The organism is Nocardioides sp. Root240 (assembly GCF_001428825.1).
Classification (GTDB): Bacteria; Actinomycetota; Actinomycetes; order Propionibacteriales; family Nocardioidaceae; genus Nocardioides.
The window spans coordinates 215129-241870 of the sequence record NZ_LMIT01000010.1 but is presented as its reverse complement, the minus strand read 5'-3'; the positions used below and the strand labels follow the sequence as shown (position 1 = coordinate 241870).

General features: G+C 69.9%; 18 protein-coding genes. 15 read left to right on the top strand and 3 right to left on the bottom strand.

Features of this window, described 5'->3' with window-relative positions; translation table 11 throughout:
* The first annotated feature begins 137 nt into the window (after positions 1 to 137).
* From ASE20_RS11230 to ASE20_RS11165, 14 genes are all read left to right on the top strand, one after another.
* Positions 138 to 920, top strand: a complete 783-nt coding sequence (locus tag ASE20_RS11230; RefSeq protein ID WP_056894642.1) for an MlaE family ABC transporter permease — start codon at positions 138 to 140, stop codon at positions 918 to 920.
* Between the two features lie 10 nt (positions 921 to 930).
* Positions 931 to 1758, top strand: coding sequence for an MlaE family ABC transporter permease (locus ASE20_RS11225; RefSeq protein ID WP_056894641.1), 828 nt, complete (start codon positions 931 to 933; stop codon positions 1756 to 1758).
* A 7-nt stretch (positions 1759 to 1765) separates the two neighbouring features.
* Complete coding sequence (locus ASE20_RS11220; protein ID WP_056894640.1) at positions 1766 to 3016, top strand: MCE family protein; 1251 nt, start codon at positions 1766 to 1768, stop codon at positions 3014 to 3016.
* Positions 3013 to 4071 carry an MCE family protein gene (locus tag ASE20_RS11215; RefSeq protein WP_225869083.1) on the top strand — a complete coding sequence of 353 codons (1059 nt, stop codon included), beginning with the start codon at positions 3013 to 3015 and terminating at the stop codon, positions 4069 to 4071. Before ASE20_RS11220 ends, ASE20_RS11215 begins: the two co-directional genes overlap by 4 nt.
* Entirely contained in the window at positions 4068 to 5039 is a 972-nt protein-coding gene (locus tag ASE20_RS11210; protein ID WP_056894639.1) for an MCE family protein, read from the top strand. Before ASE20_RS11215 ends, ASE20_RS11210 begins: the two co-directional genes overlap by 4 nt.
* The gene (locus tag ASE20_RS11205; RefSeq protein ID WP_056894638.1) at positions 5039 to 6175 is read left to right on the top strand and encodes an MCE family protein; all 1137 of its coding nucleotides are present in this window, start codon (positions 5039 to 5041) and stop codon (positions 6173 to 6175) included. The genes ASE20_RS11210 and ASE20_RS11205 overlap by 1 nt, the downstream gene beginning before the upstream one ends.
* Positions 6172 to 7617, top strand: a complete 1446-nt coding sequence (locus ASE20_RS11200) for an MCE family protein (protein WP_056894637.1) — start codon at positions 6172 to 6174, stop codon at positions 7615 to 7617. The genes ASE20_RS11205 and ASE20_RS11200 overlap by 4 nt, the downstream gene beginning before the upstream one ends.
* Positions 7614 to 8891 carry an MCE family protein gene (locus ASE20_RS11195; protein ID WP_056894636.1) on the top strand — a complete coding sequence of 426 codons (1278 nt, stop codon included), beginning with the start codon at positions 7614 to 7616 and terminating at the stop codon, positions 8889 to 8891. The genes ASE20_RS11200 and ASE20_RS11195 overlap by 4 nt, the downstream gene beginning before the upstream one ends.
* Entirely contained in the window at positions 8888 to 9628 is a 741-nt protein-coding gene (locus tag ASE20_RS11190) for a hypothetical protein (protein WP_056894635.1), read from the top strand. Before ASE20_RS11195 ends, ASE20_RS11190 begins: the two co-directional genes overlap by 4 nt.
* Positions 9625 to 10500, top strand: a complete 876-nt coding sequence (locus ASE20_RS11185; RefSeq protein ID WP_056894634.1) for a J domain-containing protein — start codon at positions 9625 to 9627, stop codon at positions 10498 to 10500. The genes ASE20_RS11190 and ASE20_RS11185 overlap by 4 nt, the downstream gene beginning before the upstream one ends.
* A 253-nt stretch (positions 10501 to 10753) precedes the next feature.
* Entirely contained in the window at positions 10754 to 14263 is a 3510-nt protein-coding gene (rpoB, locus tag ASE20_RS11180; RefSeq protein WP_056894633.1) for a DNA-directed RNA polymerase subunit beta, read from the top strand.
* A 98-nt stretch (positions 14264 to 14361) separates the two neighbouring features.
* Positions 14362 to 18243 (top strand): DNA-directed RNA polymerase subunit beta', encoded by a 3882-nt coding sequence (locus ASE20_RS11175; RefSeq protein ID WP_056894632.1) that lies wholly within the window; start codon positions 14362 to 14364, stop codon positions 18241 to 18243.
* A 93-nt stretch (positions 18244 to 18336) separates the two neighbouring features.
* Positions 18337 to 19581, top strand: a complete 1245-nt coding sequence (locus ASE20_RS11170; protein ID WP_056894631.1) for a geranylgeranyl reductase family protein — start codon at positions 18337 to 18339, stop codon at positions 19579 to 19581.
* 181 nt (positions 19582 to 19762) lie between these two features.
* Positions 19763 to 20674 (top strand): NUDIX domain-containing protein, encoded by a 912-nt coding sequence (locus ASE20_RS11165; RefSeq protein ID WP_225869082.1) that lies wholly within the window; start codon positions 19763 to 19765, stop codon positions 20672 to 20674.
* Between the two features lie 24 nt (positions 20675 to 20698).
* On the opposite strand, the gene ASE20_RS11160 is transcribed toward ASE20_RS11165, so the two are convergent.
* Positions 20699 to 21736 (bottom strand): FlgD immunoglobulin-like domain containing protein, encoded by a 1038-nt coding sequence (locus tag ASE20_RS11160; protein WP_082612329.1) that lies wholly within the window; start codon positions 21734 to 21736, stop codon positions 20699 to 20701.
* A 95-nt stretch (positions 21737 to 21831) separates the two neighbouring features.
* Between ASE20_RS11160 and ASE20_RS11155 the strand changes: the two genes are divergently transcribed.
* Entirely contained in the window at positions 21832 to 23109 is a 1278-nt protein-coding gene (locus tag ASE20_RS11155) for a hydroxyacid-oxoacid transhydrogenase (RefSeq protein ID WP_225869081.1), read from the top strand.
* Between the two features lie 9 nt (positions 23110 to 23118).
* Here the strand turns inward: ASE20_RS11155 and ASE20_RS11150 are convergent, their stop codons facing one another.
* Both ASE20_RS11150 and ASE20_RS11145 read right to left on the bottom strand, forming a co-directional pair.
* A complete protein-coding gene (locus tag ASE20_RS11150) occupies positions 23119 to 24405 on the bottom strand; it encodes an SGNH/GDSL hydrolase family protein (protein WP_056894628.1) in 1287 nt (428 codons plus the stop codon).
* A 52-nt stretch (positions 24406 to 24457) separates the two neighbouring features.
* Entirely contained in the window at positions 24458 to 26581 is a 2124-nt protein-coding gene (locus tag ASE20_RS11145) for a hypothetical protein (protein WP_056894627.1), read from the bottom strand.
* Positions 26582 to 26742: the final 161 nt, after the last annotated feature.

Here is a 26742-nt window from a genome sequence, read left to right as displayed (position 1 = left end):
CCGCGCCGTAGCCAGCGCGAGCCCGGTGCCTGGTGCCGCGCCAACGGGATCACCCCGCCGCCCGGCTCCTTCACCAAGGAAGCCGAACACGCCAGCGGCTCCCAGCAGCACTGATCGCTGACGGACGCCATCCCCCAATGTCCCTGACGGTTGCCCGGGCACTCCAGCCGGTAGGCACCGCCGGAAAGCTCTTCGCCTTCGCGCTCGACGTGGGCCGAGGCCTGTTCCGACGGCCCTTCCAGACCCGTGAGTTCCTCCAGCAGGCCTGGTTCATCGCCTCGGTCACGATCGTGCCGACGGCGCTGGTCGCCATCCCCTTCGGCGCGGTCATCGCGCTGCAGGTCGGTGGTCTCATCAAGCAGTTCGGTGCGCAGTCCTTCACCGGCTCCGCGTCCGTGCTCGCGGTCGTCCAGCAGGCCGGGCCGATCGCGACCGCACTGCTGATCGCCGGTGCCGGCGGCTCGGCCATCGCGGCCGACCTCGGCGCCCGCAAGATCCGCGAAGAGCTCGACGCGATGATGGTGCTCGGCATCGACCCGATCCAGCGGCTCGTCGTGCCCCGCGTGCTCGCGTGCATGCTCGTCGCGGTGTTCCTCAACGGCATGGTCAGCGTCGTCGGCGTCGGCGGCGGCTACGTCTTCAACGTCATCCTGCAGGACGGTACGCCGGGCGCCTACCTCGCCAGCTTCACCGCGCTGGCCCAGCTGCCGGACCTGTGGATCGGCATGATCAAGGCGCTCGTCTTCGGCCTGATCGCGGCCATCGTCGCCGCCTACAAGGGCATGAACGCCAACGGCGGCCCGAAGGGCGTCGGCGACGCGGTCAACGAGTCCGTCGTCATCACCTTCCTGCTGCTGTTCGTCGTCAACTTCACCTTGAGCACGATCTATCTCCAGGTCGTCCCACCGAAGACAGGTTGAGGCGACGGCGATGGCAGGCATCAAGTCGATCTACGAAAAGCCCGTGAAGGGCCTGGACACCCTCGGTCACGAGCTGTCCTTCTACCTCAAGGTGCTCCTGGCGCTGCCGCGCTCGGTGATGCACTACCCGCGCGAGATCCTGCGCATCCTGGCCGAGGTCACCCTCGGGTCCGGAGCGCTCGCGGTCATCGGCGGCACCGTCGGCGTCATCGCCGGCATGACCTTCTTCACCGGTGCCCAGGTGGGCCTCTCGGGGTACGCCGCGCTCAACCAGCTCGGCACGGCGGCCTTCGCCGGCTTCGTGTCCGCCTACTTCAACACCCGTGAGATCGCCCCGCTGGTCGCCGGCATCGCGCTCGCTGCGACGGTCGGCTGCGGCTTCACCGCCCAGCTCGGCGCCATGCGGATCTCCGAGGAGATCGACGCGGTCGAGGTCATGGCGATCCCGTCGATGCAGTTCCTCGTCACCACCCGCGTCGTGGGCGGCCTGGTCGCGATCGTGCCGCTCTACGTCGTCGGCCTGCTGTCGTCCTACGTCGCCAGTCGGCTCGTGGTCACCCAGTTCTACGGTCAGTCGGCCGGCACCTACGACCACTACTTCAACCAGTTCCTGCCACCGGGCGACGTGCTGTGGTCCTTCGGCAAGGTGCTGGTGTTCGCGGTCGTGGTCATCCTGATCCACTGCTACCACGGCTACACCGCCTCCGGCGGTCCCGCGGGCGTGGGCGTCGCGGTGGGTCGCGCGGTGCGGACCAGCATCGTCGCGATCAACGTGATCGACCTCTTCCTCTCGATGGCCATCTGGGGCGCCTCGACGACCGTCCGGCTGGCGGGGTGACACGCCGATGAACCGCATCCTCGCTGCCCACAAGGCCCTCGGCGTGATCTTCGTCTGCCTGCTGCTGCTCGGCGTCTGGCTGACCTACGCCGTGTTCACGAAGAAGTTCGCCGACTACGACAAGGTCACCCTGACCACGTCGAACGTCGGTCTCCAGCTGCCGTCGCGTGCCGACGTCAAGATCCGTGGCGTCATCGTCGGCGAGGTCCTCGAGGCCCGCTCCGGCGAGGAGAAGGGCGCGGTCCTGACCCTCGGCATCTATCCCGACAAGATCCACGAGATCCCGGCCAACGTGACCGGCTCGATCGTCCCGAAGACGCTCTTCGGCGAGAAGTACGTCTCGCTCGTCGTCCCGCAGACCGGGCCCTCGGGCACGATCCAGGCCGGCGCGGTCATCGACCGCACCCAGGTCGCGACCGAGCTCGAAGAGGTCCTCTCCGACATCTACCCGCTGCTGCGCACGGTCCGCCCCGCCGACCTCAACGCGACCCTGACCGCGCTGGCGACGGCGCTGGAGGGTCGCGGCGAGCAGCTGGGCCAGAACCTCGAGACGGTCGACTCCTACCTCAAGCGCATCAACCCGCAGATCCCGGCGCTGCTCCAGGACCTCAAGCTGACCGCCCAGGTCTCCGACACCTACGCCGACATCCTTCCCGAGGTGGCCCAGATCCTCGACAACACCGTCACGACGACCGGCACGATCGAGGAGCGGGAGGCGGCCCTGACGGCGACCCTGCGCGACATCCGCAGCTTCTCCGACACCGCGCGCTCGTTCCTGGCCGCCAACGAGGACAAGCTGCGCGAGGCCGGCGAGCTGAGCACCGCATCGCTGCGCGCGGTGGCCCGCTACTCCTCGACGATCCCGTGCATGGCCGCGGGCATCGTCAAGGCCCAGGGCCGACTGGCCGACGCCTTCCGTGGCTACGAGCTGCACATCGTCCTCGAGACGCTGCAGGCCCAGCCGCGCAAGTACAACCCGAAGGACGCGCCGATCTTCGGTGACGACCGTGGCCCGAACTGCCTCGGCCTCCCCGACATCCCGTGGAGCCAGGACAACCCCTACCCGCCGCTGCCGCGCCTCAACGACGGCCTCAGCGCGCCCGACGGCAAGGGCAACCTGCGCCCTGCTCCCGGCTACGCCGGCACGCCCGACGACGTCACCGCCCTGCGCGGTGCCCTCGACGCCGAGTACGACGCCGGCACGGACCTCAACGTCCTGCTCGCCGGACCGGCCGCCTCGGGTGGTGGTCGCCGATGATCCGCGGGCTCGACAAGCGCACCAGTGCGGACCTGATCCGCCTGGTCATCTTCATGGTCACCACGGCCCTGGCCACCGGCGTCCTGATCATCACGATCGGCAACCTGTCCTTCGGACCCAAGACCGAGTACGCCGCGCAGTTCGTGGACGCCACGGGCGTCAACAAGGGCGACGACATCCGCATCGCCGGTGTGAAGGTCGGCAGCGTGCAGAAGGTCGAGGTCCTCAACGCCGACCGCGCGCTGGTCACCTTCCAGGTCGACTCCGACACCGTCATCAACGACGCGACCCACGCGACGATCAAGTACCGCAACCTCCTCGGCCAGCGCTACATCTCGTTGACCCAGAGCGGCGACGCGGGCACGAAGCTGAAGGAGGGCGGCCAGATCCCCACTGGTCGGACGAAGCCCGCGCTCGACCTCACGCTCCTCTTCAACGGCTTCAAGCCGCTGTTCGAGGCGCTGTCGCCCGACGACATCAACAAGCTGTCCTACGAGGTCGTCCAGGTGTTCCAGGGCGAGGGCGGCACCCTCGAGGGCCTGCTGTCGAGCACCGCCTCGATCACCCAGACCCTCGCGGACCGCGACCAGGTGATCGGGGACCTGCTGGAGAACCTCGACTACGTGCTCGACCATGTGGCCGACCGGGACCAGCAGCTGACCCGCCTGATCGACAGCTTCCGCAGTCTCGTCGGCGGCCTCAACGAGGACCGTGAGGCGATCTTGTCCTCGCTCGACTCGATCTCCGAGCTGTCCGTGCAGACCGCGTCCCTGGTGACCGACATCAAGGACCCGTTCGTCAAGGACATCAAGGAGCTGCGGGCGGTGACCACGACGCTCGACAAGAACCGCAAGGAGATCGACCGCGCGCTGCAGGTGCTGCCGATCAAGCTGCGCAAGATCGGTCGTACGGCGACGTACGGCTCCTGGTTCAACTTCTACCTCTGCCACTTCACGACGACGATCCTCGTGCCGGGCAAGGGCGCCGACCCGCCGCCGCTGACCATCCCGATCAACGCCCCGCGCTGCTCGCTCGCGAAGGAGGTGGCCCGGTGAAGCCCTTCCGTGAGCGCAACCCGGTCGTCATCGGTGCGGCGAGCATCGCGACGCTCGTGCTGCTGCTGGTCGCCGCGCTGCGTGCCCAGGACCTGCCGTTGATCGGTGGTGGCGACACCTACTACGCCTCGTTCGACGAGGCCGGTGGCCTCAAGGTCAAGGACGAGGTCCGCATCGCCGGTGTGCGCGTGGGCCAGGTGACGTCGATGGACCTCGACGGCAACTCGGTCAAGGTCGGCTTCAAGATCAAGACCGACGCGACCTTCGGCGACCAGACCCACGCCGACATCAAGGTCAAGACGATCCTCGGCTCGATGTTCCTGGCGCTGACGCCGGCAGGCGAGGGCCAGCTCGCCGAGGGCGACACCATCCCCGCCGACCGGACCAGCTCGCCGTTCGACGTCGTCGAGGCGTTCAGCGGCCTGGCCGAGACCTCGGCCGACATCGACACCGACCAGCTCGCGAGCGCGCTCACGACGCTGGCCGACCTCACGCGCAACACCCCCGAGGAGTTCCGCTCCGCCCTCTCCGGCGTCTCGGCGCTCTCCAAGGTGGTGGCCTCGCGCGACGAGGAGATCAACTCGCTCCTCAAGAACCTCAACCGCGTCTCGACGGTGCTCGACTCGCGCGACGAGGACATCGTGGCGCTGATGGGCGACGCCGACACGCTGTTCAAGGCACTGCTGCAGCGCAAGGCGCAGATCCACCGCCTGCTCGAGTCGACGACGACGCTGAGCCAGAAGCTGACCGGGCTGATCCGGGACAGCCGGGCCGACCTCAAGCCGGCCCTGGACCACCTCGACTCGGTCCTGCAGGTCATCAAGAAGAACGAGAACAACCTGGAGGATTCCATCAAGACGATGGCGCCCTTCTACCGGGTGTTCGCCAGCACCCTGGGCAACGGACCGTGGTTCGACACCTACCTGTTCAACCTGCCGCCGGTCCCCGGCGCGGGAGGGGGACAGTGATGAACGACGCGCGCCGCCTGCTGCCCGTCGCGGCCGTCCTCCTGCTCCTCGCCGCCGGCGTGATCTGGATGGTCGGCAGCGGTGGGGGCACGAAGACCGTGACCGCCTACTTCCCGCGCGCCGTGTCGATCTACGAGGGCTCCGACGTCCGCGTGCTCGGCGTGGCGATCGGCCAGGTCGACCAGGTCGTGCCCGAGGGCACCCAGGTCAAGGTCGTGATGACCTACGACGAGGACGTCGACGTCCCGCAGGACGCGCAGGCGGTCATCGTCTCGCCGTCGGTCGTCGGTGACCGCTACGTCCAGCTCACCCCGGCCTTCGAGTCCGGCAAGAAGGTGATGGCCGACAACACGGTCATCAAGGTCCAGCAGACCGCCATCCCACTCGAGCTCGACGACATCTACGCCAGCATCGACAAGCTCACCGTCGCGCTCGGTCCCGAGGGCGCCAACCGCGAGGGCGCGCTGACCGACCTGCTCGAGCAGACCGCCAAGAACTTCGGCGGCCAGGGCGAGGAGTTCCACCAGACGATCGAGGACTTCGGCAAGCTCAGCGAGACCCTCGACAACAACAAGGACGACCTCTTCGAGTCGGCCGCCCAGCTCGAGGGCTTCATCAAGACCCTCGCCGACAACGACGGCACCGTGCGCAGCTTCAACAAGTCGCTCGGCGAGGTGTCCTCGCTGCTCGCCGACGAGCGGCAGGAGCTGTCCACCGCGCTGTCGAACCTCGGTACGGCGCTCGGCGAGGTCGCCACCTTCGTGAAGACCAACCGCGCCGTCCTCGGCCGCAACATCAAGGACGTCAACCGGGTCGCCAAGGTGCTGGTCCGCCAGCGCGAGGCGCTCGACGAGATCCTCGACGCCGGTCCGCTCGCGATCACGAACCTCTACCACACCTACAACCCGAAGGACGCGACGCTCGACACCAACGCGAACATCGGGAACATCCTCCACGAGCTGACCTCGGACCCGAAGTCGGTCCTGTGCACCCTGGTGTCGGCCAACGACCCGAAGGGCGAGCTGTGCGGCCTGATCGGCAAGCTGCTGCCGCGCAATGCTCCGTTCGGCACCGGCTCGAAGTTCGGCCAGCGCACCGACCCGACACTCTTCGGACTGGTGGAGGCGGGCCGATGAAGAGCATCCGCACGCGCGCCCGCGCCGCCGCCGCGCTCCTCGTCGGCATGGTCGTCCTGACCGGCTGCGACTTCGACGTCTACCAGCTGCCGCTGCCCGGCGGCGCCGACACGGGCGACGACCCGATCGAGGTGACGGTCAAGTTCGACGACGTCCTCGACCTGGTGCCCAAGTCGTCGGTCAAGGTCAACGACGTGACCGTCGGCCAGGTGACCGACGTCGAGCTCGACGGCTACCAGGCCGTGGTCAAGCTCAAGCTGCGCAAGGACGTCGACCTGCCGGACCAGCCGGTCGCGACGATCCGCCAGACCAGCCTGCTCGGCGAGAAGTTCGTCTCGCTCGCGGCGCCCGCCCGGGGCGGCTCCGGCCAGCTCTCCGACGGGGACGTGATCGAGGACGGCGGCAAGAACCCCGAGGTCGAGGAGGTGCTCGGCGCACTGAGCCTGGTCCTCAACGGCGGCGGCGTCGCCCAGCTCAAGACCATCGCCTCCGAGCTCAACCTGGCCCTCGACGGCCGGGAGGACTCGGCGAAGTCGGTGCTCACCCAGGTGCGGTCGCTGATGAGCCGGCTCGACGAGCGCAAGGGCGACATCGTCGACGCGATCGAGGCCGTCAACCGCCTCGCCGTCAGCGCGCGGCAGCACCAGGGCAGCATCGACCAGGCGCTCGAGGAGCTGCCGAGCGCCCTCGAGTCGCTCGACCGCCAGCGCGACGACCTGGTCGCGATGCTCGACGGCCTGACCAAGCTGTCCGACGTCGGCGTCCGGGTCATCAACACGACCCAGGCCTCGACGGTGAACTCGCTGCGCTCGCTCGACCCGATCCTCACCCAGGTCGCGAAGGCCGGCGACAACTTCGCCAAGGGCTTCAGCACCTTCCTGACCTACCCGTTCATCGACGAGGCCGTCGGCCGCGACCCGCAGGTCGCCCGCAACCTCCACATGGGCGACTACGTCAACCTGTCCATCGACCTGCAGCTCGACCTGGGCAACCTCCGGCTTCCGGACGTCGCCTGCATCGCGACCAACGCGCTGCCGGACCTCCCGCTCGACCAGCTGGTCGACCTGAAGACGCTGTGCCGCGGTGTCACCACGACGCTGCAGGGCTGCCTGCGCACCCCGCCCGACGTGGCGGCGTGCTCGAAGCTGCCGGGGTACCTGATCGACAACGTCTGCGCGGCGGTCAAGATCCTGTGCGGCGGCGGCCTGAACCTGCCGAAGGTGCGCGGCACCGCGTCGAGCCCGACGGCCTCGGGCAGCCCGCTGTCGAACCTGCTCGGCAGCGTCCTGCAGGGCAACGGCCTCAACCGGGCCGTGCCGGGCAGGACCGATGACGTCAACGAGCTGTGGCGTGCGTTCGACGAGGCCTACGACACCGACCTCGTCTCGATCTACTCCGGACCCCTGCTGGTGTCCGCGACCGAGAGGGGCGCGGACCGGTGATCACCCGTCGTACCAAGATCCAGCTGTTGATCTTCGCCGTCATCACGCTGGTCGGCGTCACCTTCGTCGGTGCGCGCTACGCCCAGCTCGACCGGCTGGTCGTCGACGGCGACTACACCGTGACCGCCCACTACCCGGACTCCGGTGGCATCTTCACCGGCGCCGAGGTCACCTACCGCGGTGTCGGCATCGGCAAGGTCGGCGACCTGGTGCTCACGTCCAAGGGCGTCGACGTCCAGCTCGACATCGACAACAAGTGGGACAAGATCCCGCGCGACACGATCGCGCTCGTCGGCAACCGCTCCGCGGTCGGCGAGCAGTACGTCGAGCTGCAGCCGCAGACCGACGACGGCCCCTTCCTCGTCGAGGGCTCGGAGATCGACGACGTCGCGACGCCGATCGCCACCGAGAAGCTGCTCGGCGACCTGTCGGCCACGGTCTCCAGCGTCGACCGCGACTCCCTCGCCACCACGGTCGAGGAGCTCGGCAAGGCGTTCGCCGGCACCGGCCCCGACCTGCAGAAGATCATCGACACCGGCAACTCGTTCATCGAGACCGCCAACGACAACTTCGACGTCACCACCGCGCTGATCCGCGACAGCAACACGGTGCTGCAGGGCCAGCTGGCCTCGCAGACCTCGCTGCGCACCTTCGCCGACCAGCTGTCGAAGTTCACCGCGTCGCTCGCCGGCTCCGACAAGGACCTGCGCAAGGTCATCGACTCCGGCTCGATCGCAGCGACCCAGCTGCGGACCTTCCTCGAGCAGAACGGCGTCGAGCTCAGCGAGCTGCTGTCCAACCTGGTCACCACCGGCCGGATCGTCGTCAAGCACCTGCCCGGCATCAAGCAGCTGCTCGTGGTCTACCCCTACGCCGTCGCGGCCGGCCAGGTCGTCGTCGGCAAGAGCCCCAACGGGCACTGGGACGCGCACTTCGGCCTGATCCTCAACCCGACGTCGACCCCCTGCTACGACGGCTACCTCAAGAAGCGCCGCAACCCCGAGTCCGAGCGCAGCGACGACCCGGCGATGCCCGACGTGCGCTGCAACGAGCCGATCACCAAGAGCAACCCGCGTGGTCCGCAGAACCTGCGCCGCGTCGCCCCGGGCGGCACGTCGTACGACATCGCGGCGCACTACGACCCGAGGACCGGACTGACCTGGGACGTCCCCGAGGACTCCTCAGGTGCCCCGGGTACGGTGTCCTCTCCGAACCTCGGAGAGGACTCGTGGAAGTGGCTGTACCTCCAACCGATGCTGAGCACGAACCGGTGACGGGCGGCCCCACGGCGGGCCGGCGTTGGGCGGTGCTCGCCCTGCTGGTCGGCGTGCTCGTGGCCGGGCTGACCGTCTCCGCCGCCGTGGTGTTCGGCAACGGCGACGCCTCGGGTGACGAGAGCCGGCTGTCGTCGGTCTTCGACCCGCCGGCGGACCTGGCCCAGGACCGCGAGAAGGTACTCGCCGCCGCGCGGGAGTTCGTCGTGCGGTTCAACTCCTACGGCCCGGCGCTGGTCAAGGACGACTGCAAGATGCCGGAGTACGCCGCGGTCGGCGACCTGATGACCGCCAAGTTCCGCACGATCTTCGCCAACAACGTCGTGATCGCCGAGAGCACCGTGACCCAGACCGGGATCGACCGGGTCGCGAGCGTCGACGGCATCGGCATCTCCGCGATCGACACCGACTCGGCCACCGTCCTGGCCAGCAGCACGGTCGAGCAGTCCTACCCCGACGACAAGGTGCAGCTGGAGCCGCAGAGCTTCCGCTACCAGATCTCGCTCGTCTACCACCAGGGCGCCTGGCTGGTCGACGACCTCGACGACGTCGACGACGGCCTCGCCTCGTTCGGGACGTCGCAGGACAGCCCGCAGCTCCCGCCGCGCGGCTGCCAGAGCGCCACGCCCTCCGAGTCGCCCTCCGGCTCCGCATCCGACGCGCCGTCGGACGCGGCCACCACGCCGTCCTCCTCGCCCTCCGACCAGGCCACGACCGAGGGGAGCACCGCGCCGTGAGTGCCAACCTCTACGACCTCCTCGACGTCGACGAGTCGGCCTCGTCCGACGAGATCCGCGCGTCCTGGAAGGCCGCGGTCGCCGACCTCGACCCGACCGACCGCCGGTTCCGCGCCTACAGCGACGCCGCGAGCGTGCTGCTCGACGACGAGAAGCGCGCTGCCTACGACGCCGAGCTCATCGCGGCCCGCGAGGCCGAGGCCGCCGAGGCCGCCGAAGCGGTGCCTGCTCCGGCACCCACGGCCACGCTCGCCGAGGAGCAGCCGGCTGCCGTGCCCGCGGACGCGCCGGCGCCCGTCGTACCCCGTGCGGCTCCGGTGGGCCCGCCCACCTGGTCGCTCGTCGTCGTGGGCGTCGCCGCACTGGCCGCCCTCGTCCTCGCGGTCGTCCTGCTGCTCCAGCCCGGCGGCAAGCTGTTCTCCGACGACTCTCCGAAGAAGGTCGCCGAGGCCAACGCGCGCTTCGAGAAGGCGGCGCTGTCCGCCGAGGGCGCTGCCGAGCGGATCGTCGGCCCGGTCTTCTCCTACGACTACAAGACCATGGACGCCGACCTGGCCCGCTCCCAGGAGCACCTCGGCACCGACATGGCCGACAAGCGTGCCAAGATCTGGCCGACCCTGCGCGCCGACGCCGAGAAGCAGCAGCTGGTCGTCACGGCGAAGGCCGAGGGCACCGCGCTGACCCGGGTGAGCGCCGACGGTCGCACCGCCACGGTGCTCGTCTTCCTCGTCCAGGAGAGCACGAGCAAGGGCGTGAAGCAGACGCCGCTGCACAACGCGATCTCGCTCGACCTGAAGCTCAAGGACGGCACGTCCGACGACTGGATCATCGAGGACGCCTGCATCCAGGCGGGGTGCAACCGGCCCGAGTGACGGGCCGGCGCCCGGCGGGGCCGCTTGACCTCGGGCACCCCTCGCGAGGATGATCGGCGCACCGGTTCGACGGCTGGAGTGCCGAGCCGCTCCTCGGCTGCGAGAAGTTGCGCAGCCGACATTGTGGAGCGCGCCAGATTCAGGTATCGTGGCTCCTTGCGCCTGCCCTCAGATGCGCTTCGGCCTGCCCGGTGGCCGATGACGTGGTGGGACAGGGCGCTCTCGAAGAGTCGAACCCGTCGAAGGACAACTCTTGGCCGCGCGCACCACCCCCGGTAAGTCCCGCATCTCTTTCGCGAAGATCTCGGAGCCGCTGGCTTTGCCGCAGCTCCTCTCGCTCCAGACCGACAGCTTCGACTGGCTGGTCGGCAACGAGGCCCACAAGGCTCGTATCGAGGCTCGTATCGCCTCTGGTGTGGATGCCACCTTCAAGTCCGGTCTCGAGGAGATCTTCGAGGAGATCTCCCCGATCGAGGACTTCTCCGAGACGATGTCGCTCTCGTTCGAGAACCCCGTCTTCTACGACCCCAAGTACACGGTCGACGAGTGCAAGGAGAAGGACCTCACCTACTCCGCGCCGCTCTACGTCTCGGCCGAGTTCACCAACAACGAGACCGGTGAGATCAAGGGCCAGACGGTCTTCATGGGCGACTTCCCGCTCATGACGCCCAAGGGCACCTTCGTCATCAACGGCACCGAGCGCGTCGTCGTCTCGCAGCTCGTCCGCTCGCCGGGCGTCTACTTCGAGCGCACCGCCGACAAGACGTCCGACAAGGACATCTACACCGCCAAGCTCATCCCGAGCCGCGGTGCCTGGCTCGAGTTCGAGATCGACAAGCGCGACATGGTCGGCGTCCGCCTCGACCGCAAGCGCAAGCAGAACGTCACCGTCCTGCTCAAGGCCCTCCAGGCCATCGCCGAGGACACCGGCGAGGAGTACGACTACGACGCCGTCATGGCCGACCTGCGCCAGTACGAGTCGATCCAGCTGACCGAGGAGAAGGACAACACGTCCGGCCCCGACGACGCGCTGCTCGACATCTACCGCAAGCTGCGCCCGGGCGAGCCGCCGACGCGTGAGGCCGCGCTGACGCTGCTGCGCAACTACTACTTCAACCCCAAGCGCTACGACCTCGCCAAGGTCGGCCGCTACAAGGTCAACAAGAAGCTCGGTCAGCAGGAAGCCTTCGACCAGCAGACGATGACGATCGCCGACATGGTCGCGACGATCAAGTACATCGTCCAGCTGCACAACGGCGACGAGTTCGTCCAGGCCATCGGTGGCGAGGTCCGCAAGGACGGCGACGACAAGGACCTCCCGGTCTCTGCCGACGACATCGACCACTTCGGCAACCGCCGCATGCGCACGGTCGGCGAGCTGATCCAGAACCAGCTCCGCACCGGTCTGGCCCGCATGGAGCGCGTGGTGCGCGAGCGGATGACGACCCAGGACGTCGAGGCCATCACGCCGCAGTCCCTGATCAACATCCGCCCGGTCGTCGCGGCGCTGAAGGAGTTCTTCGGCACCTCGCAGCTGTCGCAGTTCATGGACCAGACCAACCCGATCGCGGGCCTGACGCACAAGCGTCGCCTCTCCGCGCTCGGCCCGGGTGGTCTCTCCCGCGACCGCGCCGGCATGGAGGTCCGTGACGTCCACCCGTCGCACTACGGCCGCATGTGCCCGATCGAGACGCCGGAAGGCCCGAACATCGGTCTGATCGGCTCGCTCGCCTCGTACGGACGGATCAACCCGTTCGGCTTCGTGGAGACGCCCTACCGCAAGGTCGTCAACGGCACGGTCACCGACCAGATCGACTACCTCACCGCCGACGACGAGGACAAGTACGTCATCGCGCAGGCGAATGCCGTCCTGGACAAGAACAACAAGTTCGCCGAGGACCGCGTGCTGGTGCGCCTGCGCCAGGGCGAGGTCTCCGAGATCCCGGGCGACGAGGTCGACTACATGGACGTCTCGCCGCGCCAGATGGTGTCGGTCGCGACGGCCCTGATCCCGTTCCTCGAGCACGACGACGCCAACCGCGCGCTCATGGGCGCCAACATGCAGCGTCAGGCCGTTCCGCTGATCCGCAGCGACAGCCCGATCGTCGGCACCGGCATCGAGTTCCGCGCCGCCGTCGACGCCGGTGACGTCGTGGTCGCCACCGCCGCGGGTGTCGTCAAGTCGGTCTCGGCCGACCTGGTCGAGACCATGAACGACGACGGCAGCTACTCGTCGTACCGCCTGGCCAAGTTCAAGCGCTCCAACCAGGGCACCTGCATCAACCAGCGCCCGCTGGTCGAGGCTGGCGACCGCCTCGAGGTCGGCTCGCCGATCGCCGACGGTCCCTGCACGGACAACGCGGAGATGGCGCTCGGCACCAACCTGCTCGTGGCGTTCATGCCGTGGGAGGGCCACAACTACGAGGACGCCATCATCCTCAGCCAGCGCCTGGTGCAGGAGGACGTCCTCACCTCGATCCACATCGAGGAGCACGAGGTCGACGCCCGCGACACCAAGCTGGGCCCCGAGGAGATCACGCGGGACATCCCGAACGTCTCCGAGGAGATGCTGGCCGACCTCGACGAGCGCGGCATCATCCGCATCGGCGCCGAGGTCCGCGACGGCGACCTGCTCGTCGGCAAGGTCACGCCCAAGGGCGAGACCGAGCTGACCCCTGAGGAGCGCCTGCTCCGCGCGATCTTCGGTGAGAAGGCGCGCGAGGTCCGCGACACCTCGATGAAGGTCCCGCACGGCGAGACCGGCACGGTCATCGGCGTCCGGGTCTTCGACCGCGAGGAGGGCGACGAGCTGCCGCCGGGCGTCAACCAGCTGGTGCGCGTCTACGTCGCGCAGAAGCGGAAGATCTCCGTGGGTGACAAGCTCGCCGGCCGTCACGGCAACAAGGGTGTCATCGCGAAGATCCTGCCCGTCGAGGACATGCCGTTCATGGAGGACGGCACGCCGGTCGACGTCGTGCTCAACCCGCTGGGTGTCCCGCGACGCATGAACATCGGCCAGATCCTCGAGCTGCACCTGGGCTGGCTCGGCAAGCAGGGCTGGCACATCGACGCCGACCTCAAGAACGAGGACTGGGCCAAGCGCCTGACCTCGATCGGTGTCGAGGAGGCCGCGCCGAACACGAAGGTCGCCACGCCGGTCTTCGACGGTGCCCGCGAGGACGAGATCACCGGCCTGCTCGGCCAGACCCTGCCCAACCGCGACGGTGTCCGGATGGTCAAGGAGACCGGCAAGGCGAGCCTGTTCGACGGTCGCTCCGGCGAGCCGTTCAAGGACCCGGTCTCGGTCGGCTACATGTACATCCTCAAGCTCCACCACCTGGTCGACGACAAGATCCACGCGCGTTCGACCGGCCCCTACTCGATGATCACGCAGCAGCCGCTGGGCGGTAAGGCCCAGTTCGGTGGCCAGCGGTTCGGTGAGATGGAGGTGTGGGCGATGGAGGCCTACGGCGCCGCGTACGCCCTCCAGGAGCTGCTGACGATCAAGTCCGACGACGTGCCCGGTCGCGTCAAGGTCTACGAGGCCATCGTGAAGGGCGAGAACATCCCCGACTCGGGTATCCCGGAGTCGTTCAAGGTTCTCGTCAAGGAGATGCAGTCGCTCTGCCTCAACGTGGAGGTCCTGTCGCAGGACGGCACCCCCATCGAGATGCGCGACTCCGACGAGGACGTCTTCCGCGCGGCCGAGGAGCTGGGCATCGACCTCTCCCGCCGCGAGAACCCCTCCGTCGAAGAAGTCTGAGCGTGACGTTCCTTCCCCGGCGCCTCGTGCGCCGGGGGAGGACGGCCCTCAGTCCCCAGCCTCACCTTTCACAGAACTAACGAAGGACAGCAGCCATCGTGCTCGACGTTAACTTCTTCGACCAGCTTCAGATCGGCCTGGCCACCGCGGACGACATCCGCACGTGGAGCCACGGCGAGGTCAAGAAGCCGGAGACCATCAACTACCGCACGCTCAAGCCCGAGCGTGACGGCCTCTTCTGCGAGAAGATCTTCGGTCCCACCCGGGACTGGGAGTGCTACTGCGGCAAGTACAAGCGCGTGCGCTTCAAGGGCATCATCTGCGAGCGCTGCGGCGTCGAGGTGACCCGGTCCAAGGTCCGCCGCGAGCGGATGGGCCACATCGAGCTCGCCGCCCCGGTCACCCACATCTGGTACTTCAAGGGTGTCCCGAGCCGGCTCGGCTACCTGCTCGACCTGGCGCCGAAGGACCTCGAGAAGGTCATCTACTTCGCGGCCTACATGATCACCTCCGTCGACGAGGACGCGCGTCACCGCGACCTGTCCGACCTCGAGGGCAAGATCCAGCTGCAGCGCCAGTCCATCGAGAAGCGCCGCGACGCGGGCCTCGAGGACCGGACCAAGAAGCTCGAGGAGGACCTCGCGGCCCTGGAGGCCGAGGGTGCCAAGGCCGACCAGCGCCGCAAGGTGCGCGACGGTGCCGAGCGCGAGCTCAAGCAGCTGCGTGACCGCGCCCAGCGCGAGCTGGACCGCCTCGACGAGGTCTGGGACACGTTCAAGAGCCTCAAGGTGCAGGACCTCATGGGTGACGAGGTCCTCTACCGCGAGATGAAGAACTGGTTCGGCAAGTACTTCGAGGGCCACATGGGCGCCACGGCGATCCAGAAGCGCCTGCAGGACTTCGACCTCGACGCCGAGGTCGAGAGCCTGCGCGAGACCATCGCGACCGGCAAGGGCCAGCGCAAGGTCCGCGCCCTCAAGCGCCTCAAGGTCGTCGAGGCCTTCCGCAAGACCGGCAACAAGCCGGTCGGCATGGTCCTGGACGCCGTCCCGGTCATCCCGCCGGACCTGCGCCCGATGGTGCAGCTCGACGGTGGCCGCTTCGCGACCTCCGACCTCAACGACCTGTACCGCCGCGTCATCAACCGGAACAACCGCCTCAAGCGGCTGCTCGACCTCGGCGCGCCGGAGATCATCGTCAACAACGAGAAGCGGATGCTCCAGGAGGCCGTCGACTCGCTGTTCGACAACGGCCGCCGTGGCCGTCCGGTGACCGGTCCGGGCAACCGCCCGCTCAAGTCGCTCTCCGACATGCTCAAGGGCAAGCAGGGTCGCTTCCGCCAGAACCTGCTCGGCAAGCGCGTGGACTACTCGGGCCGTTCGGTCATCGTGTCGGGTCCGCAGCTGAAGCTGCACCAGTGCGGTCTGCCCAAGCAGATGGCCCTGGAGCTCTTCAAGCCGTTCGTCATGAAGCGGCTCGTCGACCTGTCGCACGCGCAGAACATCAAGTCCGCCAAGCGGATGGTCGAGCGTCACCGCCCGGTCGTGTGGGACGTCCTCGAAGAGGTCATCACCGAGCACCCGGTGCTGCTCAACCGTGCGCCCACGCTGCACCGCCTCGGCATCCAGGCCTTCGAGCCGCAGCTGATCGAGGGCAAGGCCATCCAGCTCCACCCGCTCGTCTGCACCGCGTTCAACGCGGACTTCGACGGTGACCAGATGGCCGTGCACCTGCCGCTCTCCGCGGAGGCGCAGGCCGAGGCCCGGATCCTGATGCTGTCGACCAACAACATCCTCAAGCCGTCCGACGGCCGCCCGGTCACCATGCCCACCCAGGACATGATCATCGGCCTGTTCTTCCTCACCACCGAGCGTGGTCAGGCGACGGTCGAGGCCGGCGGCGAGACCCGCCTGCGCTCCTTCTCGTCCCCGTCCGAGGCGATCATGGCCTACGACCGAGGCGAGATCACGCTGCAGGACCGGGTCCGGATCAAGCTGACGGACTACGCGTTCGAGGGTGTCGAGGCCGGCGAGCCGGTCCTGCTGGACACCACGCTGGGTCGCACGATCTTCAACGACTCGCTGCCGGCGGACTACCCGTACGTCAACGAGGAGGTCGGCAAGAAGCGCCTCGGCGCCATCGTCAACGACCTCGCGGAGCGCTACCCCAAGGTCGTCGTGGCCGCGTCGCTCGACGCGCTCAAGGACAATGGCTTCCACTGGGCCACCCGCTCGGGTGTGACCGTCTCGATCGACGACGTCATCACGCCGCCGAACAAGATCGAGCTGCTCTCGGTCTACGAGGCCCAGGCCGCGAAGATCCAGAAGCAGTTCGAGCGTGGTCTGGTCACCGACGAGGAGCGCCGCCAGGAGCTCATCGAGATCTGGACCAAGGCCAGCCAGGAGGTCGGCAAGGCGCTGCGGTCGACGTTCGAGGCCAACCCGACCAACCCGATCTACGTGCAGGTGCACTCGGGTGCCTCGGGTAACTTCAACCAGATCAACCAGGTCGGCGCCATGCGAGGCCTGGTGGCGAACCCGAAGGGCGAGATCATCCCGCGGCCGATCAAGGCCAACTTCCGCGAGGGTCTCTCCGTGCTCGAGTACTTCATCTCGACCCACGGTGCCCGCAAGGGTCTGGCCGACACCGCGCTGCGTACCGCCGACTCGGGCTACCTGACCCGTCGTCTGGTGGACGTCTCGCAGGACGTCATCATCCGTGAGGACGACTGTGGCACCGAGCGTGGCCTGCCCAAGGTCATCGGTGTCCGGGGCGAGGACGGCGTGGTCGTCAAGGACGACAACGCCGAGACCGCGGCGTACGCCCGGACCGCTGCCAAGGACATCCCGCACCCGGAGACCGGCGAGATCCTCGCCGGCGCCGGCGACGACCTGGGCGACGTCAAGATCGCCGAGCTCATCGAGGCCGGCATCGAGGAGGTCACGGTCCGCTCGGTCCTGACCTGCGACGCCAAGACCGGTACCTGCGCGAAGTGCTACGGCCGCTCGCTGGCCACCGGCAAGCTCGTCGACATCGGCGAGGCCGTCGGCATCATCGCGGCCCAGTCGATCGGTGAGCCCGGCACGCAGCTGACGATGCGTACCTTCCACACCGGTGGTGTGGCGTCGGCCGACGACATCACGCAGGGTCTGCCCCGCGTCGTCGAGCTCTTCGAGGCCCGTACGCCCAAGGGTGTCTCGCCGATCTCCGAGGCCGCCGGCCGCGTGGAGATCGAGGAGACCGACAAGGCCCGCAAGGTCCTGGTCACCCCGGACGACGGCTCCGAGGTCATCGAGTACGTCGTCAGCCGCCGCTCGGCCCTGCTCGTCGCGGACGGCCAGCACATCGAGGTCGGCCAGATGCTGACCAAGGGCACGCCGGACCCGAAGGAGGTGCTCCGCATCCTCGGTGTCCGCCGGACGCAGCAGCACCTCGTCGACGAGGTCCAGGAGGTCTACCGCAGCCAGGGTGTGTCGATCCACGACAAGCACATCGAGATCATCGTGCGGCAGATGCTGCGCCGGATCACGGTGCTCGAGTCGGGCGAGACCAACCTGCTGCCCTCCGACCTGGTGGACCGCGCCCGGTTCGAGACGGAGAACCGTCGCGTCGTCTCCGAGGGCGGCAAGCCGGCCTCGGGTCGTCCGGAGCTCATGGGCATCACGAAGGCCTCGCTCGCGACCGAGTCGTGGCTCTCGGCGGCCTCCTTCCAGGAGACCACCCGGGTCCTCACCGACGCCGCGATCAACGGCCGCTCCGACAGCCTGCGTGGCCTGAAGGAGAACGTGATCATCGGCAAGCTGATCCCGGCCGGCACCGGTCTGGAGCGCTACCGCAACATCCGTGTCGAGCCGACCGAGGAGGCGCGCGCCGCGGCGTACGCCGTCACGGGCTACGAGTCCTACGACTACGAGTTCGGCAACGCCTCGGGCCAGGCCGTCGCGCTGGACGACTTCGACTTCGGTTCCTACCAGAACTGAGTCGCAGCCTCAGGTTCCGCCCGCTCCTCCCTCCGGGGAGGGGCGGGCGGACCGCATTTCGGACCGTCCCCGGGCGGCTGAGAGGATGACCCCATGACCGCCGCGCCAGCTCTTCGCACCGACGTCCTGGTCGTCGGGGCCGGCCCCGCCGGATCGGCGGCCGCGGCCTGGGCCGCGCGCAGCGGTGCGGACGTGATGCTGGCGGACGCCGCGGTGTTCCCGCGCGACAAGACCTGCGGCGACGGCCTCACGCCACGTGCGATCGGCGAGCTGGAGCGGCTCGGGCTACGGGACTGGGTGCGCTCGCACACGGTCAACCAGGGCCTGCGCGCGCACGGCTTCGGACAGACGCTGCACCTGCCGTGGCCCGGAGGCCACCTCCCCGACTGGGGCAGTGCGGTGGCCCGTACGGAGCTCGACGACCACCTGCGTACGACGGCGCTCGACGCGGGGGCCACGGGGCTCGAGGACGCCCGCGCGGTCGGCGTACGGATGGACGGCGAGCGGGTGGCGGCGGTGGTCCTCAAGGACGGCCGCGAGATCGCCTGCCAGCGACTGGTCGTGGCCGACGGCGTCCGCTCGCCGCTGGGCAAGGTGCTCGGACGGGAGTGGCACCGCGACACCGTCTACGGCGTCGCCGGCCGCTGCTACGTGAAGTCGACCCGGGCCGACGACCCGTGGATCAGCTCGCACCTCGAGCTGCGCGGCGAGCAGAACGAGATCCTGTCCGGCTACGGCTGGATCTTCCCACTGGGCGGGGGCGCGGGCGAGGTCAACCTCGGCGCGGGCACGCTGGCGACCGCCAAGCGGCCGACCGACGTCGCGATCAAGCCGCTGATGAAGCTCTACGCCGACGGCCTCCGCGAGGAGTTCGGCCTCGGCGACGAGCTGCGGATGCCGACCTCGGCACTGCTGCCCATGGGTGGCGCCGTCTCCCATGTCGCGGGCCGCAACTGGGCGCTGATCGGCGATGCCGCCGCCTGCGTGAACCCGCTCAACGGCGAGGGCATCGACTACGGCCTGGAGACCGGCCGCCTGGTCGCCGAGCTGCTCGCCGAGACCCCCGACGTCGACCTCGGCGCGGTGTGGCCGGAGATCCTGCGCGCCCACTACGGCGAGTCCTTCTCGATCGCGCGCCGCCTCGCCGGCCTGGTGACCGTGCCGCGGCTGCTGCCGGCGCTCGGCCCGGTCGGCATGCGCTCCGACCTGCTGATGACCCTCGCGCTGCGCTGGATGGGCAACCTGGTCACCGAGGAGGACCGCGACCGCTCCGCGCGCGTGTGGCGCTGGGCCGGCCGCCGCTCGCTGGCCCGCGACGCCCGCCCGCCCTTCTCCTGATGCCCCGACCGCTGAGTGTCCTGGCCGGCTGATTCGCCGCCCTGCTCGGCGGCCCTGGCACGCACCTCGCGGCGTTGGCCGCGCTCGACAGACGCCCCGGTATGCCCTCGCACGGCCGCCTTGCGATGCACGCACCAGAACCACCGCCCAGGGCACCGCTTCAACCGGACAGGACACTAGGGTGGACAGCGACGACGAGGAGACGGTGATGGGGCAGCGGGTGCAGCGACTGGCGGCGTACGCCGTCATCGTCCGCGGGGACCAGATCCTGCTCTCGCGCCTCTCCGAGAAGGTCACCCGCAAGGAGCTGTGGTCGCTCCCCGGTGGCGGCGTCGACCACGGCGAGGACCCGCGCGACGCGGTGGTGCGCGAGGTCTACGAGGAGACCGGGCTGCACGCCGAGGTCGACGGCACCACCCACGTCTACTCCCTCCACGTCGCCGACTCCTGGCGCCGCGGGCGCCGTGTCGACGCGCACTCGGTGCGGATCGTCTACGAGGGCTGGGTGCCCGCCGACGCGCCCGAGCCGCACGTCACCGAGGTCGACGGGAGCACGGCCGAGGCCGCGTGGAAGCCGATCGCGGACGTGCTCGACGGCACCGTGCCGACGGTCGGGCTCGTGGGGGAGGCGCTGGCGTCGTACCGGATCCGGCAGCGGCAGCGCACGGCGGCCTACGCCTACGTCGTCCGCGACGACGCGATCCTGCTGACCCGCACGTCCGATCTCGCCCCCGACCCGGGCACCTGGCACCTGCCGGGCGGCGGGATCGACCACGGCGAGACGCCGACCGACACCATCCGGCGCGAGCTGTGGGAGGAGTGCGGGCTCGAGGGGGCGGCGACCGAGCTGCTGACCGTGCTCGACCACCACTTCACCGGCACCGCGCCCAACGGCCGCGCCGAGGACTTCCACGCGATCGGGATCATCTACCGCGCCGAGGTGGGGCCGGGGGAGCCGCGCGTCGTCGAGGAGGGCGGTACGACGGACGAGGTCGCCTGGGTGCCGCTCGCCGACGTCGCCGCCGGCCGGCTCAAGGTCTACGGCTCGGTCCGCGCCGCGATCGAGGCCGCCGGGGACACCGTTCAGGCGTGACCCGGCGACCCCGGCCGTGCGGGCTCAGATCCGGGCGCGGTACTTGTAGCGCAGCGTCGCCGAGTGCACCCAGAAGGCGCGCCAGCCGGAGACGGTCGTCGTCACGACGTAGCGAGACCTGCTCGGGCGGGTGCCTGTCTTGCGGATCGTCCCGTTGCAGCAGCGGTCGAGCGAGGAGCGCTCCCCGCTGACCGACCAGTGCAGGTCCCAGGCGCTCGCCGGGATGGCGAAGCCGAAGGACATCCGCGCGTAGCGGCCGCCCCAGCAGTCGAGCTCCGCCGAGCCGTCCTCCCAGGTGATGTAGCAGCTGCCACGGGTCGACGGGGACGCCTGGGCGGCACCGCGGCGCTTGGTGGCGGTCTTCGTCACCACGGCGGTCGCGGCGGTCACGGTCCGGCTGATCGAGCGGGACTCGCCCGCTCCGTTCTGTGCCTCGACGGTGATCTTGTAGCGCCCCGCCGGCACCTTGGCGCCGGTGGTCGTCAGGCCGTTCCACTCGACCGACCGCCGACCGCGGTGGAGCCCCCTGGAGAAGATCCGGACGGTACGTCCGGCGGAGTTGCGCACGATCGTGGTGACGTCGGCGTGCTGGTTGAGCGTGATGCTGAACCGGACCCGGTCGCGGTAGCCGTCGCGGACGAGGGGGTAGAAGGTGGTCGGCGACACGACGGGATCGCTGAGCGTCAGGGGCGCCCAGTCGGCGGAGAAGGACCCGATCGTGGCCCATCCGTCGATCTCGTAGGACCACACTTGGACGCGGTAGTCGCCGCCCTCGACGAGGGCCGGGACGTCGAAGCCCTCGACAGTGTCGTAGCCGTAGAGCGAGGTCTCTGCGATCACGCCGCTCGGTCCGGCGACCCGGACGTCGAACCAGTCGCCGGAGCCGCCCAGGTCGAGCTGGACCGGGCCGGTGAAGCCGAGCTCGACCTGGCTGCCGTCGACGGGTGCGACGAGGACGGGGGGCGTCGCGGCGCGGGCCGGACCGGCCACGACGGTCATGCCGGCAGCGGCGCACGCGATCGCGGCAGCGAGGAGGACTAGCCTCCGGATGAGGACTGACATGCTGAGGGACCTCCGGGGTCAGGACTGGTCGAACGGCGCAGACCCTAGCGACGGCGTCCGACGGAACCCGCGCGAGGATGCCCTACGGTGACCGGGTGAGCCTCGAGACCGTCTTCACGTACGCCGCGCCCGCACTCAAGTTCGGCCGGGGAGCCTCCCGCGAGATCGGGTACGACGTCAGCGGGTGGGGTGCGCGCCGCGTCCTGCTGGTGACCGATGCCGGGGTCGCCGCGGCCGGGCACGCCGACGACGTGGCGGACTCGCTGCGGCGCAGCGGTCTGGAGGTCGTCGTCTTCGACGGTGCCCGGGTGGAGCCGACCGACGTCTCGCTCGAGGAGGCGGTCGCGTTCGCCCGGTCCGAGGGGCCGTTCGACGCGGTGGTGGCGGTCGGGGGCGGCTCGTCGATCGACACCGCGAAGGCGGTCGCGCTGCTCGTGACCAACCCCGGCGAGCTCATGGACTACATCAACGCGCCGGTCGGCAGGGCGCGGGCGCCGCAGAACCCGGTGCTGCCGCTGGTCGCGGTGCCCACGACGACGGGGACGGGCAGCGAGTCCACGACGATCTGCGTGATGGACGTGCTCTCGCTCAAGGTGAAGACCGGCATCAGCCACGCGGCGCTCCGGCCGCGGCTCGCGGTGGTCGACCCGGCGCTGTCGGCCACCCAGCCGGCCGGCGTCACCGCCGCGGCGGGCATGGACATCCTGTGCCACGCGCTCGAGAGCTACACCGCCCGCTGGTACGCCGACTTCGACGCCAAGACGCCCGAGCAGCGCGTCCCCTACTGCGGGTCGAACCCGATCGCGGACCTCTGGTCCGAGAAGGCCCTCGGGCTGCTGTCGACCGCCTTCCGCGCGGCCGTGCACCGCGACCCGGCCGACCCGGCGGGCGCCGCCGCGGCCGACGAGATGGCGCTGGCCGCGACCTTCGCGGGCCTCGGGTTCGGCAACGCCGGGGTCCACATCCCGCACGCGAACGCCTACCCGATCGCCGGTCGGGTGCGGGACTTCACGCCCGCCGACTATCCGCAGGACGAGCCGATGGTGCCGCACGGCATGGCCGTCTCGCTGACCGCGCCCGAGGCCTTCCGGTTCACCTACGACGCCGCGCCGGACCGCCACCTGCGGGCCGCCCGTCTCCTCGACCCGACGGCCGGCGGCACCGGGCCCGACGTACTGCCGGACGTGCTGGCGCGGCTGATGCAGGACATCGGCATCCCGAACGGCCTCGGTGCGGTCGGGTACGGCGAGGCCGACGTGGACGACCTGGTCGACGGCGCCCTCAAGCAGCAGCGCCTGCTCGCGACCGCGCCGAAGGAGGTGACCGGTGAGGACCTCGCCGGCATCATCGACGCCTCGCTCGAGCACTGGTGAGCCGGTGGGTCAGGGCAGCCGGACGTCCTGGAGCGCGGTGACGATCCTGCCGACGTAGTAGCCCACGCCGGCGATTCCGGGGTGCACGCCGTCGGTGCCGATGTAGCGGTCCTGGTTGCCGTCCCCCTTCGGATCGCTGATCGAGCCGGTGCCGGTGAGCCACGGGTCGGTGTAGGGGTCGATGAAGGCGATCACGTTGGCGTGCCGCCCGACCATGCTGGCGAGGGCGTCGTTCATCGCGCGGCTCCGATCGCCCCACACCCCGGTCCGGAACAGGCTGAGCGGCTCGATGCCGATCAGCACGACCGGCAGGTCGGGCTTGATCAGCGCGAGGTCGTCGAGGTACTTGTCGACGGCCGCGAGGTGGGCCTCGGGGGAGTACGACGCGGCGAACGCGTCGTTGATCGAGCCGTTGACGAGCAGCAGGTCGAGCGGCGCCCTCTGGACCGCGGCGAGCCGGCGGCTCCACCCGAACGGCCCCGGCCGGAAGCTGCCGTACGTCGGTCCGTTCGACGCCGCCAGGTAGCCGGTGCCGTTCTCGGCCAGGTTCCAGACCCGCCAACCGGTCCGGGTGCCGAGGGTCGGGACCGCGGCACGGCTCCTGCAGGCCGCCTGTGCGCACCGGTCGAACCAGGAGTCCGCCACGACGCCGACGGTCAGTCGCGGCGCGGCTGCGCGGACCACGGCACGCTGCGCGGCGGGCACGTCGACGCCGACGAAGTTGAGGGGGCCTGCGAAGCGGACCCGCGTGGTGCGGCGCGTGGGCAGCTCGATCGCGATCCAGTTCAGGGCATAGGCGGTGTCGGTCGAGCTCCGGGCGAAGAGCGGCCGGGCGCGCACGGGACGATCGTCCAGCCAGACCATCACGTCCTGGACCCGCGTGCCGCGGTAGGCGATGGCGAACCTGCGCGTGGTGATGGTGAAGCTGACGTCGATGTTCTTGAGCGAGGCGTCGGTGCCGTCGTACTCACCGCCGCGGGCCCGGTCGGCCAGGTGCTGGCCCGTCCGCGCGTCGAACAGGGTGCGGTAGGGGACGGGTGCCCCGGCGTGCGTGAAGGCCGACCTCACGTCCCAGCGGGTGCGCCTCAGGTCGGGCCAGCGGGGCGCGGTCCGCCCGATGGTGACGCGGGCCGCGCCGGTCGGCAGTGGCAGGCCGGCGGGGCGCATCAGGTCGCCGAGGCGGGGACCGTCGGTGGACGTCGTCGACGGCGCGGCAGGGGTCGTGGCCGCGGCGGGAACGGCAGGCGCGGTGGCGAGGGCGAGCGTCGTCACGTGGCCCAGCAGCAGGGCGATCATGACCCTTGGCACGACCCTTGGCACGATCCGCACGGTAGCGCTCCCGGCCCGGTCAGGGCAGCCGGACGTCCTTCAGGCCGGCGACGACGCGGCCGACGTAGTAGCTCACCCCGGCGATGCTGGGGTGCACGCCGTCGGTGCCGATGTACTCGTCCTGGTTGCCGTCGCCCTTGGGCTCGCTGATCGACCCGGTGCCGGTGAGCCAGCGGTCGGTCAAGGGGTCGATGAAGGCGATCACGTTGGCGTGCCGACCGACCATGCTGGCGAGGGTGGCGTTCATCGAGCGGCTGCGCTCGTCCCAGATCCCGGTCTGGAAGCGGCCCAGCGGCTCGATGCCGATCAGGACGACCGGCAGGTCGGGCCGGAGGCGGGCGAGGTCGTCGAGGAGCTTGTCGACGGCCGCGCGGTGCGTCTCGGCGGAGTACGACGGCGTGGAGGCGTCGTTGATCGAGCCGTTGACCAGCAGCAGGTCGAGCGGCGCCCTCTCGACCGCGGCCAGCCGGCGGCTCCCGCCGAACGGCCCTGGCTTGAAGCTGCCGTACGTCGGTCCGTTCGACGCCGAGAGGTAGCCGGTGCCGACCTCGGCGAGGTTCCACACCCGCCAACCGGTCTGCGTGCCGAGCGTGGGGACCGCGGCGCGGCTCATGCACACGCTCTGGGCGCAGACGTCGAAGTAGGAGTCCGACAGCACGCCGACGGTGAGGCGCGGGGGAGCTGCCTTGATGACGGCGGCCTCCGCGGCCGGTACGTCGACGCCGACGAAGTTGAGGGGACCGGCGAAGCGCACCCGGGTGGTCGCGCGGGCCGGCAGCTCGATGACGACCCAGTTGGCGGTGTAGGTGGTGTCGTTCGCGCTCTGGGCCACGATCGGCCGGGCGCTGATCGGGCGGTCGTCGAGCCACACCATGGCGTCGTGGGTGCGGGTGGCGCGGTAGGCGATCGCGAACCGGCGCGCGGTGATGGTGAAGGCGACGTCGATGTTCTTGACCGAGGCGTTCGTGCCGTCGTACTCGCCGCCGCGGGTCGGGTCGGCCAGGTCCTGGCCGGTGACCGCGCTGGTCATCGTGAGGAAGGGCTGCGGCGCGCCGGCGTGGGTGAACGCGGTCCGGTCGTCCCAGCGGGTGCGGACGGTGCTGGTCCAGCCCGGAGCCGTCGTGCCGTGGGTGAACTGCACGGCGTCGGCGGGGAGCGGGCTGGCCGTGGCAGGCCTCATCAGGTCGCCGAGCCGTGGCCCCGGCGGGACCGCCGGGACGGTCACGGTCGCGCTGGTGACCTCGACGGGCTCCACGTTCTCGGCCTCGCCCCGCACGCTGACGGCCAGGCCGGCGCCGGCGTCCGCGGCGGTGACGGTGTAGGTCAGCGCGGACGCTCCGGCGATCGCCGTACCGTTGCGGGTCCAGCGGTACGACGTGGTGACCGGCGTCGGCCGCCAGGCGCTGGTGTCCGCGCGCAGCGTCTCCCCGACCGCCGCGCGGCCGACGACGAGTGGTTGCGGTGCGGTGAACGTCCCCCGGGTGATCGGCTGGGTCGGTCGGCTGTCCCGTGCTGTGAAGCTGCCGCCGCTGCCGGCTGGCGGGAAGGCCACGGCCGTCACGGTGATGAGCTGGCCGAGGTCCGCCGCGGTCACCGTGTACGTCGGGCCGCCGGTCGAGGTCTTCACGCCGTTGCGGTTCCACTGCAGGCCGATGAAGGACGGGGTCGGGGCCCAGGTGCCCGTCGTCGCGGTCAGCACGGAGCCCACCGTCAGGGTGCCGGTGACCACCGGAGCGGGCGCGCTCGTCATCGTCGGTGACCCGTCGGCGAAGACGTAGACGTCGAGCCGGTCGGAGGTGGCGGCCGGGGTGACCACGCGGAGGCCAGCGGTGGCGGTGACGCCCATCGCCCCCTTCAGGGGAACGGCGATCGCGAGCGAGCCGTCGGAGAGCACCCGGGCATCGGAGTCCACCCGGGTCCAGGTCGGGCCGACGCTCCAGCGCTCCACGCGGACGTCCGCCGGCGACGGCGCCGTGGTGCCGTCGGCCCGCGCGAGCAGGGTCAGCTCGCCGCCGACCTGCGGGTAGGCAGTCAGGGACCGCACGGTCACGGTGGCGGCAGCGGTCGAGGGCGCCGCCGCGAGGCCGAGCGACGCGGTGCACCCCAGCAGCAGGGCGACCACGGTTCGCAGCAGGGTCCGCACGGCGGACCTCCTTGTCCCCCTCCCCACGAGGCGACAACGTCGTCGGCACTCTAGCCAGCGCCGGAGGGTGACGTGGCAGTTCTGGGCAAATGAGCGGGCCGGGGGCGGGGCCGTAGGATTCGGGCGTGAACCCGCGCCACCGTCGACTGATCATCCCGGCT